We start from the raw sequence: 14,699 nt of genomic DNA, 5'->3' as shown, positions 1-14,699 counted from the left end.
TTTGCTCAAAAGTACTTTTGAGCAAAAATCTATTACTATTTTTAACAATGAAATTAATGTTTAAAAACGGTCAACTCTAATTAGGGAAGTACAGTATTCAGTAAGTAGTGTTCAGTAGGCAGGGCTCAGTAGGAGCTCAGAAGCTCTAGTTTAACAAATTCTTTTTTCTTGCTTCTTTTTTTAACCGCAAAGGGGCGAAGGTTGCGCGAAGAGCGCAGTTGCAGTAGCTCAGCTCCTAAGCAGCTTAAAAAAAACAATGTTCAGTAAGGGCTCAGCAGCTTAGCTTCTCAGCGGCTCAGCTGCTTAAAAAAATAGTACTCAGCAGCTCAGCAGCTCAGCTTCTTAGTAGCTCATTTCCTCCTCCAACACGAAATCAAATGATCATTCACCATCCCTGTGGCTTGCATGTGAGCGTAGACAACGGTGGTGCCTACAAACTTGAAGCCTCGTTTTTTGAGGTCCTTGCTGATGGCGTCGGAGAGGGGCGTCGAGGCGGGAATGTCGCGTAGCGTGGCGGGTGCATTGTCGATGGGAATGCCCCCAGTGAACGTCCAAAAGTAGTCGCAAAAGGAACCAAACTCTTCCCGCACTTTGCGATAAGCTTGCGCGTTGGTGATGGCAGCTCGTATTTTAAGTTGGTTGCGAATGATGCCCGCGTCCTGCATTAAGGCTTGCACTTTGGCTTCGTCGTATTGGCTTATTTTTTCAAAATCAAAATGATCAAAGGCCTTGCGAAAGTGTTCCCGTTTGGCCAATACCGTGTACCAACTCAGACCCGCTTGAAAGGTTTCTAAGATTAAAAATTCAAACATGGTATGGTCATCCCGTACAGGGCGCCCCCATTCGTTATCGTGATAGGCGCGGTACAAATCGTCTTTCTCGCACCAGCCGCAACGGATTTTACTGTCCATCTTTTTTCAAATAGGAATCAATTAACGAATGGCCTACATAAATCAGTGGGGTCAGCAAAATGGCAATTCCCAATTTAACCGAATAGCCTGTCAGCGCCGAGAGGATAAAGGTTTCGGTAGTCATTTTGCCGGGAAGCCAAAAGGCAATACCCAGTACGATAAAACTATCGAAGAGTTGCGAGATCACGGTCGAGCCAGTACTGCGCAACCAAATCATGCGATTGCCCGTTCGGTTTTTGACAAAATGAAAAATCGTAACATCGATCAATTGGGAGACCAAAAACGCGGTAATACTTCCCACAATGATCAACATACTTTGCCCGAAGACGGCTGTAAATTGACTGTCGGTGACCAATCCGTCGCCTTTAACAGCGGGAATTTGGAGTCCGATGAACAGCAACACAAAGGTATACCCAATCAGGGAGGCTGTGAGCAGGGAGAGTTTGCGAACACCCTTTTCTCCAAAATACTCGTTGATGAGGTCGGTGGTGACAAAAACAACGGGCCACGGGAGGATTCCCAAACTCATCACGGCTTGTCCCACATAGATGAGTTTGCCCCCAATGAGTTCGGCCACCAAGGCATTGGTGATAAAAATGCCGGCTAAGACGATATAGACGAAATCTTTACGGGATTGAAACATTTATTCTTCGAAGTTAGAAAAGTCAGGGAGTAACGGATTGTTTTTGCGGAATTTTGCGTAATCATACTGGCGGTTTAAGCTCTCTTGAATGATGATCGTTTTAAGCTTTTCGGCCGTATTTTCCTCGTCGATTTCTTCCACTACGGGGGAGAAATATACGTGGGGGACAATTTTTCCATCGCGCACCAAAAACAGCATAGCATGGAATATTTTGGCTCCGTTGGGTTTGCCGTCTTTTTGCGGTTGCGATTCGTAAAAATAGCATTGCAGCGTATGTCCTTCGTAATTGAGGGTTTGTTTTTCCAAAAACTGTACGGGTTCGTCGTCGGCTACCTCGTCAAAAACGCGCATGGCGGCTTCTGCAATTTGGTCATCGGTGAGGGTTTGTCGCTTATTGTACGTGTCGATACGGCTGAGCATTACCAGCGTTTTAAAGCGCAGTTTGGGCTGGGCTAAGGCACTGTCGATTTGCACTGCGGTGGCGCGTCCTTGCTGGATGTCATCGGCTAAGAATTCCAATTGCATCTCGGGAATATCCATCGCATAGGCTTCCTGTATCAAGACTTCTGCTTTTTTGTTGGCGATCGCTTTGAGGACACTCACGTACTGGTAAAACGAGGCGTATGGGATTTCGTCGCTTTCTTCTACATACTCGATATAATCCTCATCTTTGGCATGCATTTTCGCGGTTTTGGTCTTTTCTTCGAGTATACTTTGTAGTCGCTTTTGTTCCAATTTTGCGTCGGCGAGTACTACTTTTTGGAAGCTTCCCAGTTTTTTAGGGTCGATTTTTTTTAGGTGTAGTAAATGGGCACACCAGTCGATAAGAGGCGCTTTGTACTCGTCGATGGCATAATGTTTTAAAATGCCAGGATACAGCACAGCACTTGCGTCGGGGTAGTTTTTGAAAGTGTTGAACACCTCCTCAATACGCTCGGCATTGTCGGGTAGGGGTAAGTCAAAAGCCATTAATTCGGCAATTTTTTCATATACTGCAGGTGTTGGGTTTTCACTCATCACATCCAAAATCGTCATGCGCTCTGAGGAATAGGCTTTTGGGTTGCGGTAGGCTTGTTCCAAAAACGGTAAAATTTCGGGCGCTTTGAGTCCGCGCAACAACTCATAGGCTTGGTCTTTGTAAATTTCTTCATCGTTGCTAAAGGCATAGCTCTGCATCCATTGTATCCAACGTGCGGCGTCGCTATCGGTGAGCGTCAATCCATCCATGTCGTCGAGGGCTTGGTTGCGAATCGAATCGGTTTCGCTTTTCACTTCGTCAAAAAAGAGCTGCAATCGGTCGTTGGGTGGCAACGGCTTGTCGGAAGGGTCGAGGGTAAAGCTGCTAAATGCCTTTTCGACAAAGGGGAGGTTTTGGGCGTATGGATACGGCACCATGGTTTTTAGCGTTAGCTGTCGCTCGGGGGTGGTGATGACCCGAATCTTTTCGGCGTGTAGCGCATGAGGTGCTGCCACTAGTGCGTCGAAAACTGCGGTTTGTGTGGTGGGGTTGTAACTAAAATCGTGTAAGACCACCTCTTGGGGTTCATAGGTGGGAACGTAATTATTCCACTCGGTTTCTTGTAGCTCGTATTTAAAGGTGCGGGGTTTGAATTCACGAGTAAAACGATTGAGAAGTTTTGTTTTCAACGAATCGGCGGGAAGCCAACTTTCGTAACGGTCAAACGTAGTTTCACTGATTTCAAGAGCGTGTCCGTTGCGCGAAGTAAACGTATCGCCTCCATAGAAATCATCTTCTTCATCGCCTACCAAATTATTGAAAACTGCACTGGCAAAATTCAATCCATGGATGGCGGCATCGTTAACTTTTTCGGGAATTTCAATGGTGAATTTTCCTTTTTTGGAATGGTATACGGTGGTTTTTTCGGGGGTAAATGGTGCAAGCGTAAACGAGCTGAAGAATTTACGCGCTTGTGCTTCGGGGGCGTCGACCGCAATGAGAAGGTAACATTTGTCCCCATGTACCACCGATTTTAAACGGTAGTTATGATGTTCATTTTGAGTAAACGATTCAAACGTAGTTTTTGTGTAGTCGGTAAACTGTGCGATTTCGGGCAGCTTTTGTTGCATGTAGAATTCGTTGTGTAACCGTGAATGCAAAAACCAGCCGTTGGTCGATGTGAAGCTTTCCCCAAGTTGTTTTTCAACGACGAGGTAATAACTTTGGTCGGTGGTGTCATAAGCTTGCCACAGCAGCGGTCCTTTGGCATTTTCACTATCACTGTAGGTGGCGCAATACGCGGGGAGTTGTACTTGGAACCCCCCATTTACGGGTGTTTTGGTTTTCCATCCAGCGGGTAGCGAAGGGAGTTGAATGGTATTGAAAATACGGCCCTCCATTTTTTGTGCATAATCGCCTACCCCAGAAAGAGAAATACTAATTGCTTCCAGTGGAGTCAGGTAAATGCGGTAGCGTTGGAAGTTGCCGTTTTTCAGTTTGCTTAGGAGGTCATAGCGGGTGATGGCGCCTACGGTGCTTTGTTTTTTCTCTTGAATGTCGCCGGGGACAAATTCGAAGGTGAGACTGTCAATAGCTTGCGGGTGCAGGTAATTTTTGCGTTTTTGCAAGAAATTATTCAACGGAATACGGTTCATGTTGAGAAAGGCACCGTTGGCTAGGTCGAGGGAGCTCACCATGGTTTCGATTTCAATCGTCATTTCCAATTCGGGGTATTGAAAAAGTCCGTCGCTGGTTTTGACAGTTTTCACTACGGGAGGAACCACCAAGTTTTCAAGGGATTTTTTCCGATCGCGTCCCGCTTGGGTAGTGGTGCTGTTGACGGGATTCACCGAATATCCTTTGTTGCGCAACAATTGCAGTATTCCTTCTTTTCCTGCCAAATGGGCGGCTCCCACGGCACTAAACAAACTCCCTTGGCGGGCCAACGAGTCGATGCTACGGGTCATGATGTAGTTGCGGTCGATAATCATGGCTTTGTGGTTGCCGGGAGTGGCGCTTAGTTTGCTCAACGAATCGAGCATGACAATATCTTTATCGCGGTAAAAATCTTTGAGGGCGGCTTCTTCTGTGCGGCCTTTGAGGAGTTTGTTGAGAGCATTGCGCCGTGCTTCAACCGTTGTACCGCCATCCTCCATCGCTTTCATTTGTTTTTCGAGTTCGGCGCGTGTGGTTTGAATAAGATTGATTACCGATTTTTTGGCATCTTCCAAGCCAACGATTTTTTTACCGTGTTTTTTGGCAGTTTGAAAAATGAACATATCCAACACCGTATTTTCTTCGTAGTCGCTTTTGGGGCCGTTGTTGACCGATGACATCTCTTTGAGGAAATTGCGGGTATTGAAGAGTTGTATCAATTGTTTTTGGGTAATGGGTTCCAGGTCAAATGGATTTTTACTATCCTTTAACGTTCTTGCCATGGAATTGTAGAGCAAGTCAAAGATGGAATTCCATGTTTCAGGATTGCTCTCGTTGCTTACGATGTCGGCATTTAAAAGGTGGGTATAAAAATCGTCGGGCAGGTGGTAGGAGATCTTTTCGTTGACATGAAAAGTACCGTAGAGGTAGGATTTCTTAGCGAGTCCATTTCCTGAGATTTCCCATAAAAGTGATTTTTCTACAGGGGTTTGGGCATAGGCTACGGCGCCGACAACCCACAAAAGGCGAATAAGTAATTTCACGAGGTATTTTTTTTGGTTCTGTCAAATATAGGTAAAAAAGTGAGCCACAACGGGAAGTCCTGAGGTATAAATTAGCACCGCTTCATGAAAAGAATCGTCCGAGATTTTTTATATTTGGCTAAAATGAGATTCATGAAAAAAATAGTAGGATTACTTTTGATCACCTTGCCCATGTATACGAGTGAAGCCCAACAAACCGCCAATCCGCTTTTACAACCTTGGAAAGGGAACTATGGTGGGGTTCCCGCTTTTGGCACCTATTCGCTGTCTGATTTCAAACCTGCCATTACGCAGGCGATAGCCGAACGATTGCGCGAGGTTGATGCCATTGCGCAACAAAAAGCGCCAGCGACCTTTGCGAATACGATAGTCGCTTTGGAACGCGCGGGGAAAACGTACCAGCGGGTGCGTGCCGTGTTTGAATTGTACAGTGCCAACTTAAATACTCCTGATTTTGAAACCATTGAATTGGAAATGGCACCAAAGTTCTCAGAAATGAGCAGTGCGATATACCAGAACGCGGCGTTGTTTACGCGAATTGCAGCCGTTCATAATGGAAAAGAAATGGACAAATTAACTCCCGAACAAAAGCGGTTGGTGCAAACGTATTACGCCCAGTTTGTCAAAGAGGGGGCGCTGGCCAATGCCAAAAGTAAACAGCGCATTGCTGCGATTAACAAGGCTTTGGCCGGATTGTTTACGCAATTCAGTCAAAATCAATTGGCCGATGAGAACCAACAGTATTTACTATTGGAAACCGAAGCCGATTTTGCGGGATTACCCCAAGAATTGGCCGATGCTGCGCGTCAAGAAGCCCAAGAACGGCAACTGAAGGCATTGGGATGTATTGCCAATACACGTTCGTCGATTGAGCCGTTTCTTACCTTTTCTTCCCAGCGGTCGTTGCGGGAGAAAGCCTTTCAGTTGTTTGTAAACCGCGGCGATAATGCCAATGCCTACAACAATAATGCAACGGTGGTTGCGATTTTGAAGTTGCGTGCTGAAAAAGCAAAATTATTGGGCTTTCCTACGTTTGCGCATTGGAGTTTATCGAATACCATGGCGAAGCAACCCCAGCGCACGTTGGATTTGATGCTTTCGGTATGGGAGCCCGCTTTGTTGAAAGTCCAAGATGATGTGAAGGCGATGCAACAATTGATCGCGGCGGAGGGTGGCACCTTTGCGTTGGAACCCTGGGATTACCGCTATTATGCCGAAAAAGTACGCAAAGAAAAATATGCGGTAGACGCCAATGAAATCAAACCGTATATGCAGTTGGAGCCCTTACGCGAAGGCATGTTTTGGGTGGCTGAGACGATTTTTGATTTGACCTTTGCGCCGGTGACTGATGTGCCCGTTTTTCATCCCGATGTGCGGGTGTGGGAGGTGCGCAAAAAGTCGACGGGAAAGGTAGTGGGGTTGTGGTATTTTGATCCCTACGCTCGAAAAGGAAAGCGTTCGGGGGCATGGATGACGGCCTACCGCGATCAGAGTCGTTTTGACGGGGAGGTGTTAACGTTGGTGTCCAACAACTGTAATTTTATCAAAGGGAAGCCGGGAGAGCCTGTTTTGATTTCGTGGGATGATGCCAATACGTTGTTTCACGAGTTTGGCCATGCGTTACACGGCCTGTGTTCGGATGTGAATTATCCCTTGTTATCGGGTACCAATACGCCCCGGGATTATGTAGAGTTTCCGTCGCAGATCTTGGAGCGGTGGTTGTCGACGCCCGAGGTGTTGAATCGTTTTGCGTTGCATTACCAAACGGGTGCTCCGATGCCCATGGCGTTGGTGGAGCGCTTGGAGGCTGCGGCCACGTTTAACGAAGGTTTTTCTACGGTAGAAACTTTGTCGAGTGCGTTGGTAGACATGCAGCTGCATTTGTTGGAAAATCCAGAAATTGACCCAAAGACTTTTGAGGCCGAGGCGTTGAAGGCGTTGCGTATGCCGAAGGAAATTGTAATGCGCCATCGCATTCCGCAGTTTGGGCATATTTTCTCAGGCGATGATTATGCGGCGGGTTATTATGGCTATTTGTGGGCGGATGTGATCAGTGCCGATGCGACGGAGGCGTTTACGGTTGATGGCAAAGGCTTGTATGATCCTGTGGTAGCAAAGCGATTGTTGGACTACGTATTTAAAGTAGGGAACACCTTGGATCCCGAAGAGGCCTATCCGAAGTTTAGAGGGAAGAAGGCGAGCACGGCGGCCTTGATGCGGGCTCGTAATTTTCCAGTGAAATAAAACCGTAAGCCCCGTTGGATTGTGTACAGTACAGCGGGGTTTCTTTTTAGCCCCGGTAGAGCCGATATCCCCCGACCCTTCGGGGATAAAGGCGAAAACGGGAGGGGAGTGGTACTGGGCAGGGGCGTGATGCTCCTTATAAAAAAAACCCGATACGGTAAGCATCGGGTTTTGTATTTTGGGTGAATTAGTAATTAACCTAAAGCGGCTCTTTTGAATCCGGTTACGGTAAGACCAGCTTCTACTGATTTTACGTAAGCACTTACACTCATTGAGCTGTCTTTAATATAATCTTGGTTGACCAAGGTATTGTCTTTGAAGAAACGGTTTAATTTTCCTTTGGCAATATTGTCTAACATTGCTTCGGGTTTTCCTTCCGCACGCAATTGGTCTTTTGCGATTTCGATTTCTTTAGCGATGGTATCGGCATCTACACCGTCTTCATTCAACGCGATAGGATTCATCGCCGCGGCTTGCATGGCTACGTTACGAGCTGCTTCATCGGCACCCGCTACGTTAGCAGACAACGCTACTAGAGTGGCGATTTTGTTTCCTGCGTGGATGTATGAGTTTACGAAGGCACCGTGTAAACGTTCGAAAGAACCGATTTCGATTTTTTCACCGATAACACCGGTTTGTTCGATTAATTTTTCGCCCACGGTGATTCCGTGGAAATCGGCTGCGAGTAACTCTTCTTTGGTTTCGAAGTTCAACGCTAAAGCGGCCAATTCTTGGGCAAGCTTCACGAATCCTTCATTTTTCCCTACGAAGTCGGTTTCACAGTTCAACGAAATGATAGCTCCCGAAGTGTGGTCGCCATTTACGGCAGCGATAACAGCTCCTTCCGTAGATTCACGGTCTGAACGGTTAGCGGCTACTTTTTGTCCTTTTTTACGTAGGATTTCAATTGCTTTGTCAAAATCACCTTCGGCTTCTACCAAGGCTTTTTTACAGTCCATCATACCGGCACCGGTCATGGTTCTTAGTTTGTTTACGTCAGACGCAGTAATAGTTGACATTTCTTTTTTTATTTTTTGATTAAAAAATTCGTTTAAAATTAAATTCCAATTTCGGGATTCCAAACTCCGGGTTACTAAAAACCGTAGGAATTTGGCATCCTTCCATTGGAATTTAGTGTTTTATTTATTCTTCGGTAGTCGCTTCAGTTGTATCAGCAACCTCAGGAGCGGCTACTGCTTCAACTGTTTCTTCTACTTCAGGAGCATCATCGGCTTCTTTTTCGTTGGTACGGTTGGACAATCCGTCTTGAACGGCAGCCGTAACGAGAGAAAGAATTTTTTCGATGGATTTAGAAGCATCATCATTGGCGGGGATTACGTAATCTGCCTGACGAGGGTCAGAGTTGGTATCCACCATTGCAAATACTGGAATGTTTAATTTGTGAGCTTCTTTCACCGCGATGTGCTCGGCTTTGATATCTACTACGAACAAGGCTGCAGGCAGTCTTGACATATCGGCGATAGAACCTAAGTTCTTCTCCAATTTAGCACGAAGACGATCGATTTGTAATTTTTCTTTTTTCGACAAGGTGTTGAACGTACCGTCTTTCTTCATACGATCGATGGTTGCCATTTTTTTCACGGCTTTACGAATCGTTACGAAGTTGGTCAACATTCCTCCAGGCCATCTTTCGGTGATGTAAGGCATGTTTACAGCGGCTGCTTTTTCAGCTACGATGTCTTTGGCTTGTTTTTTGGTAGCTACGAATAAGATTTTTCTACCAGAGGCAGCGATTTTTTTCAAAGCTTCATTCGCTTCTTCAATTTTGGCTGCGGTTTTGTACAAGTTAATGATGTGGATCCCATTGCGCTCCATGTAGATGTAAGGCGCCATGTTGGGGTCCCACTTGCGGGTCATGTGTCCAAAGTGAACACCGGCCTCTAATAATTCTTTTACGTCTATTTTATTTGCCATTTTTTTACTAGTTTACGTTCCGTTGATTAGCAATTATCGGGCTTTTGAGGGCTTTTTGGGATAATTTAGATGCTAAACTAACTTCCTTTGACGAAAAGGAATAACGGCAACAGATTAATTTCAAACTTAAGGGTAGGAAAAACGGATTAACGTTTCGAGAATTGGAATCTCTTACGTGCTTTTTTCTGACCGAATTTCTTACGTTCTACCATTCTTGGATCACGAGTTAGTAATCCTTCTGGTTTTAGGATAGCTCTGTTTTCAGCTTCCACTTCGCACATAGCACGCGCAATCGCCATACGAACGGCTTCTGCTTGACCGGTTGAACCTCCACCGTATACGTTAATTTTAACGTCAAAGTTGGAAGCGTTGTCTGTCATGGCTAAGGGTTGTAATACTTTGTATTGCAACGTAGCTGTGGGGAAGTAGTTTTCGAACTCTCTTTTGTTTACCGTGATTTTACCGGTTCCTTCTGAAACGTAAACACGTGCCACAGCGGTCTTTCTACGACCAATTTTGTGAATTGTTCCCATTACTTCAAATCGTTTAAGTTAACGGTTTTTGGTGTTTGAGCCGCATGTTTGTGCTCAGCGCCAACGTATACATTCAAATTGCGGAATAATTGTGCCCCTAATTTGTTTTTGGGTAACATTCCTTTGATAGCTTTCTCTACCATAATCGCAGGATTTTTGCGATACATTTCTTTGGCAGATAAGCTTCTTTGACCACCTGGATAACCGGTATGGCGGATATAGGTTTTATCCTCCATCTTGTTACCAGTCAGGTTGATTTTTTCAGCGTTGATAACAATAACGTTATCACCACAATCAACGTGCGGGGTATAACTAGGTTTGTATTTACCTCTCAAAAGCATCGCTACTTTTGAAGCTAAACGACCTAAGTTATGACCTTCAGCGTCTACAACAATCCACTGCTTGTCTGCAGTAGCCTTGTTGGCTGAAACTGTCTTGTAGCTTAATGTGTTCACAGTACTTATTTTAAATTAAACATTCCTTTCCCTCCCCGAGGCTTCGGGATAAGGGAGTGCAAAAGTACAATTTATTCTTTTATATCCAAACCTCCTTTTTATTTATTTTATTGATTCCTAAAATTTTGGGGATGAGCGGGCTATCCTAGCGGGATAGGCGTTTGCGAGAAGCGGGATACAATTTATTTCGCGGGAAAAAGCAGCAATTCATTTTTCGTCTTTTTAATTTTGTTAAATTTACGCTCGTCAAAGTCCATTGCTATGAAATCAAAAGCTACGTTAAAACAAATTGCCAAAGAATTGGGTGTTTCGGTATCTACCGTGTCCAAAGCCCTGAATGACAGTCCCGAAATCAGCGAACCCACCAAGCAACGGGTGCAGGAATATGCCAAGTTGAAAAACTACAAGCCGAATGCTATTGGGTTGAATTTAAAAAACCGTTCCACCAAAACCATTGGGGTAATTATACCGAATATATTAAATTCCTTTTTTGCCAAAGTGTTTACGGGCATCGAGAAAGTAGCCGATGAAAAAGGGTACAAGGTGATGACATATATTTCAAACGAGTCGCTTGAAAAAGAGATTGCTGCGTTGGAAATGCTGAGTAATGGCGCTATTGACGGTTTTATTTTGTCGATTTGTGAAGAAGCACAGAAACTGCAGCAATTTGATCATTTTAAGCAAATCCTCAATGAGGGGACTCCCATTGTGATGTTTGACCGAATTGCCGATGAAGTACATTGTGACAAAGTAATTGTCGATGATTTTGATTCGGCGGTGAATGCGACCCAGCATTTGATTAAAACGGGTAATAAAACGATTGCTTTGTTTTCGGCCATTGACAATTTGAGTGTCGCCAAGTTGCGCGCCGAAGGATTTCGAAAAGCTATGGCTGATGCCGGACTAACCATCGATGCGCAACATGTTATTTTATCCAACTCGGAAGAAGATTTTGATCAAAAGGCCGCTGGTTTTTTTGATAAACACAAGGTAGATGCTGTTTTTGCGGTGGACGAACATGCTTCGGTGACGGCTATGAAAATGGCGGTTAAAAAAGGGCTCCGCATTCCCGATGAATTAGCCGTTATCGGTTTTGCCGATGGCGTTTGGTCGCGTCGTTTAACCCCGAGTTTGTCTACAGTGAGTCAACACGGTCCCGAGATTGGGGAAGTTGCCACGCGTATGTTGATTGAGCGCTTAGAACATAAAGGGGAACCCTACAAACCCCGAACTACGGTTATTGCTACCGAATTGCGCCAACGTGAATCTGTTAAACGGTTGGCCTAATGTGGCGGTGGGTGTTTTGTGGACTTTGGTTTCCACTTCTACTAGGAGCGCAACCCACACCCGATGTATTTGATTTGGCCCGCAAGGGTTCGGAAGAGGCGGTGCGTTTGGTATTGGCTACCCAACCCCGTGCGTTTGATTGCGTCAGTCCCGCGGGATTCACTCCTTTAATCCTTGCCTGTTATAAAGGTAATACGCCTGTTGTAAAGGTATTGTTGGAGGCCGGGGTTGCCGTAAATTACACTTCCGATCAGGGAACGGCTTTGATGGCAGCGGTGGTTCGAGGTAATGCCGAGGTGGTCGGTTTGCTTTTGAACGCTAAAGCCGACCCTAATTTGACCGATGTACAAGGAAATACGGCCTTACATTTTGCGGTTCAATTCAAAAATACCGTGATTATCCAACAACTTTTGGCGCATGGTGCACGCCGTGATGCCAAAGACGGTAAGGGCATGACCGCTTTTGAGTACGCCGTCCAATCGGGCGACGAGGCGATTATTGCCTTGTTAAAGGGTTGAGGGGGTAGCGGAAATGACTTCGTGCCCAAAAAAGATATCTTAATAAATAGAAAATATGCTCCCGTTAGATTCTGAGTTTGTTATACTTTATCTACTATACCTTTCCGTTTTTGGTTACTTTTTGTTTCAATATTTGCACTCTAGAAAAAGAGTATTCAAAATTAACCTTTTCCTATTTTTCTCCTATTTTACCCTAATGAGTATTGTTTTTGCTGATGCCGAAAATTTTAAATGCGGAAATTCTTTGGCGGTTCTCTTTTATGGATTTCTTTTTGTGATGCTTCATGTTACGCTTTGGGGTATGATCAACCTGTTTAAATGGGTGTTTAAAAAAAATAGCCCATTATGAACGGTCACATGAAGGGGTAACTCATCGTTGTATTTGCTGTTTGTGCGCTAGTACTAAACGTCACCATTATTGACGAAATGGTAATGCCAGATCCTTGTTAGTATCACAATCATGAGATGGGTATTTTACTTGGTTTATTTTACAGTTCTTCTTCAGCCTCTGGCGGTCATCCAGAAATTAATTTATTCAACGTACTATTCACACTTTCTACAGGAGGATTTATGGGATTTGGAGTTTATTGTTTTTTGGGAAAGAAAAGCGATTGAAGGTCAAAAATTTCCTTTAAAATATAAATCATCTCATGTTTTCTAACAGTTCTTTTAATGAAATACCAAGTCGTACCCATAAGTTTTTTCAAATTTTCACTACTGTTTTGTAATAAATTGTAAATTAGTCTTCTAGAAACCTAACCTTTACCTTTTATGAAAAAAACACTACTTTTTTGGGGGCTAGCCTTGGTGTTAGGCTCAAGTGAAAGCCTCGTATTTAGTCAGAATCTCCAACCCATGCCGATACAAAGTGGGTTTAATGCCGATGTGGTAGCCAATGGCGTGGGCCCTTCAGCATCTTCGACTACGGCCGATGTCGATGGTGTAAATTACAATTTTGTTGCTCGTGATTTTCAATTGACTTCCACAAGCGCAGCATTGACGTATGGCTTGCCTACCAATGGTCTTATTACGAGTCTTGTGGCGGCTCCCGCGGGGTTGACCTATCAGTTGGCCTCATACAACAGTCCCAATAGTTTACGCCTCCAAAATGCCAACGATGCAGGGACCTTGGTTTTTACAACTCCCTTAGCGGCCGTTAATTTGTATATGTTGGCGACTTCAGGAAGTGGAGCGTCTACGGTGAGTGTAACCGTTAATTTTACCGACAATACCTCGCAAACCTTCACCAATTTGGCTTTGGCCGATTGGTATGGCGGGACCAATTTTGCCATTACCGGCTTAGGTCGCATCAACCGTACCAATGATGTTTTGGAAACAGGCAGTGGGACAAATCCACGGTTGTATCAAATTCCGATGGCCCTTGCGACAGGCAATCAATCCAAATTGATTCAGAGTGTCACGGTAACCAAAACAGGCACCGGAGGGATTCCCAATATCATGGCTTTTTCGGCCAATGCGTTTACCCCATGTGAAGGCCCCACCAATATTACGTATGTCTCTGCCAACGATGGAGGCACTTTGAGTTGGACGGCACCTGCGAATGCTCCATCTTCGGGTTATGAATATTATTACAGTACTTCTGCAACACCACCAAACGATACGACTATCCCGTCGGGAAGTGTTGCCGCAGGGGTAACTTCAGTAACCTTAACGGGATTGCCTATCGGGACTACCTACTATTTTTGGGTGCGTTCCAATTGTGGTACTGAGCAAGGGTTTTGGCAGTTTACCTCGTTTACCACAGGGCAGCTTTCGGTGACTTACACCAATGGCGATATCAATACAGAATTTTCCACCACCGCCACGGTAACCAGTACCAATGCCTGTCCGGGTTCGCTTACCGTTAATGTTCCTGCCGGGTATTACATTGCGTCAACCGACGTCTCGTATACCATGACGACCGCGAGCAACGGCTGGATGAGCGAGCAACGTTCGTTGTTGGTGTGTACCACCAATGCTACCACAGAGGCCGCGATTTCTTCAGGCGTAGGGGGCACCACCGGAACCTATTCTTACAGCCGTACGGGGTTGAACTTGGCCAACAATTTAACGGGAGCAGTCAACTTTGAACTGCGGGCTTGGCGAACGTTTGGGGGATCGGGTTGTGATGCCAATTATAACAAGGTAGACAACAATTCATGGAAGATTACGGTGACCTTAACGCAAACCCTTTCGAATACAGAAAACGAGCAGCCTAAAGTTACCGTATACCCTGTACCCTTTCGTTCGGTGTTGCATTTAACTCAAGCCGATGAAATTCAAACCGTCACTTTTAGGGATACCACAGGAAAAGTTATTCGTACCCTTGAATCTCCTGAAGCCGCGGTAAACCTTGCTGACTTAGCTTCGGGCTTGTACTGGGTCTCTTTACAAATGCGTGACGGTTCGGTGCAAAACACGAAAGTAATTAAGGAGTAATTTTTGTGTCGTATTGGGTTGCTGGTTGTCGGTTGTCGGTTGCTGGTTGTCGGGTAGTGATTTTTGAATATAATTAC

General features: G+C 45.1%; 11 protein-coding genes. 4 read left to right on the top strand and 7 right to left on the bottom strand.

What is annotated here, in order from left to right; genetic code table 11:
- Nucleotides 1–350: 350 nt before the first annotated feature.
- Genes BUC17_RS08975 through BUC17_RS08965 form a run of 3 tightly spaced genes read right to left on the bottom strand, consistent with a single transcriptional unit; the run spans nt 351 to nt 5,211 of the window.
- Complete coding sequence (locus BUC17_RS08975; protein ID WP_073363507.1) at nt 351–911, bottom strand: DNA-3-methyladenine glycosylase I; 561 nt, start codon at nt 909–911, stop codon at nt 351–353.
- Nucleotides 901–1,554 (bottom strand): queuosine precursor transporter, encoded by a 654-nt coding sequence (locus BUC17_RS08970; RefSeq protein WP_073363505.1) that lies wholly within the window; start codon nt 1,552–1,554, stop codon nt 901–903. Before BUC17_RS08970 ends, BUC17_RS08975 begins: the two co-directional genes overlap by 11 nt.
- Nucleotides 1,555–5,211, bottom strand: a complete 3,657-nt coding sequence (locus tag BUC17_RS08965) for a TraB/GumN family protein (protein ID WP_073363503.1) — start codon at nt 5,209–5,211, stop codon at nt 1,555–1,557. It abuts the gene before it with no gap.
- A 132-nt stretch (nt 5,212–5,343) separates the two neighbouring features.
- Between BUC17_RS08965 and BUC17_RS08960 the strand changes: the two genes are divergently transcribed.
- Nucleotides 5,344–7,455 carry a M3 family metallopeptidase gene (locus BUC17_RS08960; RefSeq protein ID WP_073363502.1) on the top strand — a complete coding sequence of 704 codons (2,112 nt, stop codon included), beginning with the start codon at nt 5,344–5,346 and terminating at the stop codon, nt 7,453–7,455.
- A gap of 194 nt (nt 7,456–7,649) precedes the next feature.
- On the opposite strand, the gene tsf is transcribed toward BUC17_RS08960, so the two are convergent.
- The 4 genes from tsf to rplM all read right to left on the bottom strand — a co-directional run bounded on the left by tsf (nt 7,650) and on the right by rplM (nt 10,378).
- Nucleotides 7,650–8,474 (bottom strand): translation elongation factor Ts, encoded by an 825-nt coding sequence (tsf, locus tag BUC17_RS08955; RefSeq protein WP_073363511.1) that lies wholly within the window; start codon nt 8,472–8,474, stop codon nt 7,650–7,652.
- Between the two features lie 124 nt (nt 8,475–8,598).
- On the bottom strand, nt 8,599–9,390 hold the full coding sequence (gene rpsB, locus BUC17_RS08950; RefSeq protein ID WP_073363500.1) for a 30S ribosomal protein S2: 792 nt from the start codon (nt 9,388–9,390) through the stop codon (nt 8,599–8,601).
- Nucleotides 9,391–9,536: 146 nt separating this feature from the next.
- Nucleotides 9,537–9,923, bottom strand: coding sequence for a 30S ribosomal protein S9 (gene rpsI / locus BUC17_RS08945; protein ID WP_073363499.1), 387 nt, complete (start codon nt 9,921–9,923; stop codon nt 9,537–9,539).
- Nucleotides 9,923–10,378, bottom strand: a complete 456-nt coding sequence (rplM, locus tag BUC17_RS08940) for a 50S ribosomal protein L13 (RefSeq protein ID WP_073363497.1) — start codon at nt 10,376–10,378, stop codon at nt 9,923–9,925. Before rplM ends, rpsI begins: the two co-directional genes overlap by 1 nt.
- A 261-nt stretch (nt 10,379–10,639) precedes the next feature.
- On the opposite strand from rplM, the gene BUC17_RS08935 reads away from it, so the two are divergent.
- From BUC17_RS08935 to BUC17_RS08925, 3 genes are all read left to right on the top strand, one after another.
- Nucleotides 10,640–11,665 carry a LacI family DNA-binding transcriptional regulator gene (locus BUC17_RS08935; protein ID WP_073363496.1) on the top strand — a complete coding sequence of 342 codons (1,026 nt, stop codon included), beginning with the start codon at nt 10,640–10,642 and terminating at the stop codon, nt 11,663–11,665.
- Nucleotides 11,665–12,183, top strand: coding sequence for an ankyrin repeat domain-containing protein (locus BUC17_RS08930; protein ID WP_073363494.1), 519 nt, complete (start codon nt 11,665–11,667; stop codon nt 12,181–12,183). The genes BUC17_RS08935 and BUC17_RS08930 overlap by 1 nt, the downstream gene beginning before the upstream one ends.
- A 771-nt stretch (nt 12,184–12,954) precedes the next feature.
- Nucleotides 12,955–14,622 carry a fibronectin type III domain-containing protein gene (locus BUC17_RS08925; protein WP_073363493.1) on the top strand — a complete coding sequence of 556 codons (1,668 nt, stop codon included), beginning with the start codon at nt 12,955–12,957 and terminating at the stop codon, nt 14,620–14,622.
- The last annotated feature ends 77 nt before the right edge of the window (nt 14,623–14,699 follow it).

It is taken from the genome of Flavobacterium fontis (assembly GCF_900129405.1).
In the GTDB taxonomy this organism is placed as follows: Bacteria; Bacteroidota; Bacteroidia; order Flavobacteriales; family Flavobacteriaceae; genus Flavobacterium; species Flavobacterium fontis.
This window is presented reverse-complemented; position numbering and strand designations above follow the sequence as displayed.

What these genes read in the sequence shown, in the direction of transcription:
- BUC17_RS08960 (WP_073363502.1), top strand. Translation starts at nt 5,344, where the DNA reads ATGAAAAAAATAGTAGGATTACTTTTGATCACCTTGCCCATGTATACG.
- BUC17_RS08935 (WP_073363496.1), top strand. Translation starts at nt 10,640, where the DNA reads ATGAAATCAAAAGCTACGTTAAAACAAATTGCCAAAGAATTGGGTGTT.
- BUC17_RS08930 (WP_073363494.1), top strand. Translation starts at nt 11,665, where the DNA reads ATGTGGCGGTGGGTGTTTTGTGGACTTTGGTTTCCACTTCTACTAGGA.
- rpsI (WP_073363499.1), bottom strand. Translation starts at nt 9,923, where the DNA reads ATGGGAACAATTCACAAAATTGGTCGTAGAAAGACCGCTGTGGCACGT.
- BUC17_RS08970 (WP_073363505.1), bottom strand. Translation starts at nt 1,554, where the DNA reads ATGTTTCAATCCCGTAAAGATTTCGTCTATATCGTCTTAGCCGGCATT.
- tsf (WP_073363511.1), bottom strand. Translation starts at nt 8,474, where the DNA reads ATGTCAACTATTACTGCGTCTGACGTAAACAAACTAAGAACCATGACC.
- rpsB (WP_073363500.1), bottom strand. Translation starts at nt 9,390, where the DNA reads ATGGCAAATAAAATAGACGTAAAAGAATTATTAGAGGCCGGTGTTCAC.
- BUC17_RS08975 (WP_073363507.1), bottom strand. Translation starts at nt 911, where the DNA reads ATGGACAGTAAAATCCGTTGCGGCTGGTGCGAGAAAGACGATTTGTAC.
- BUC17_RS08925 (WP_073363493.1), top strand. Translation starts at nt 12,955, where the DNA reads ATGAAAAAAACACTACTTTTTTGGGGGCTAGCCTTGGTGTTAGGCTCA.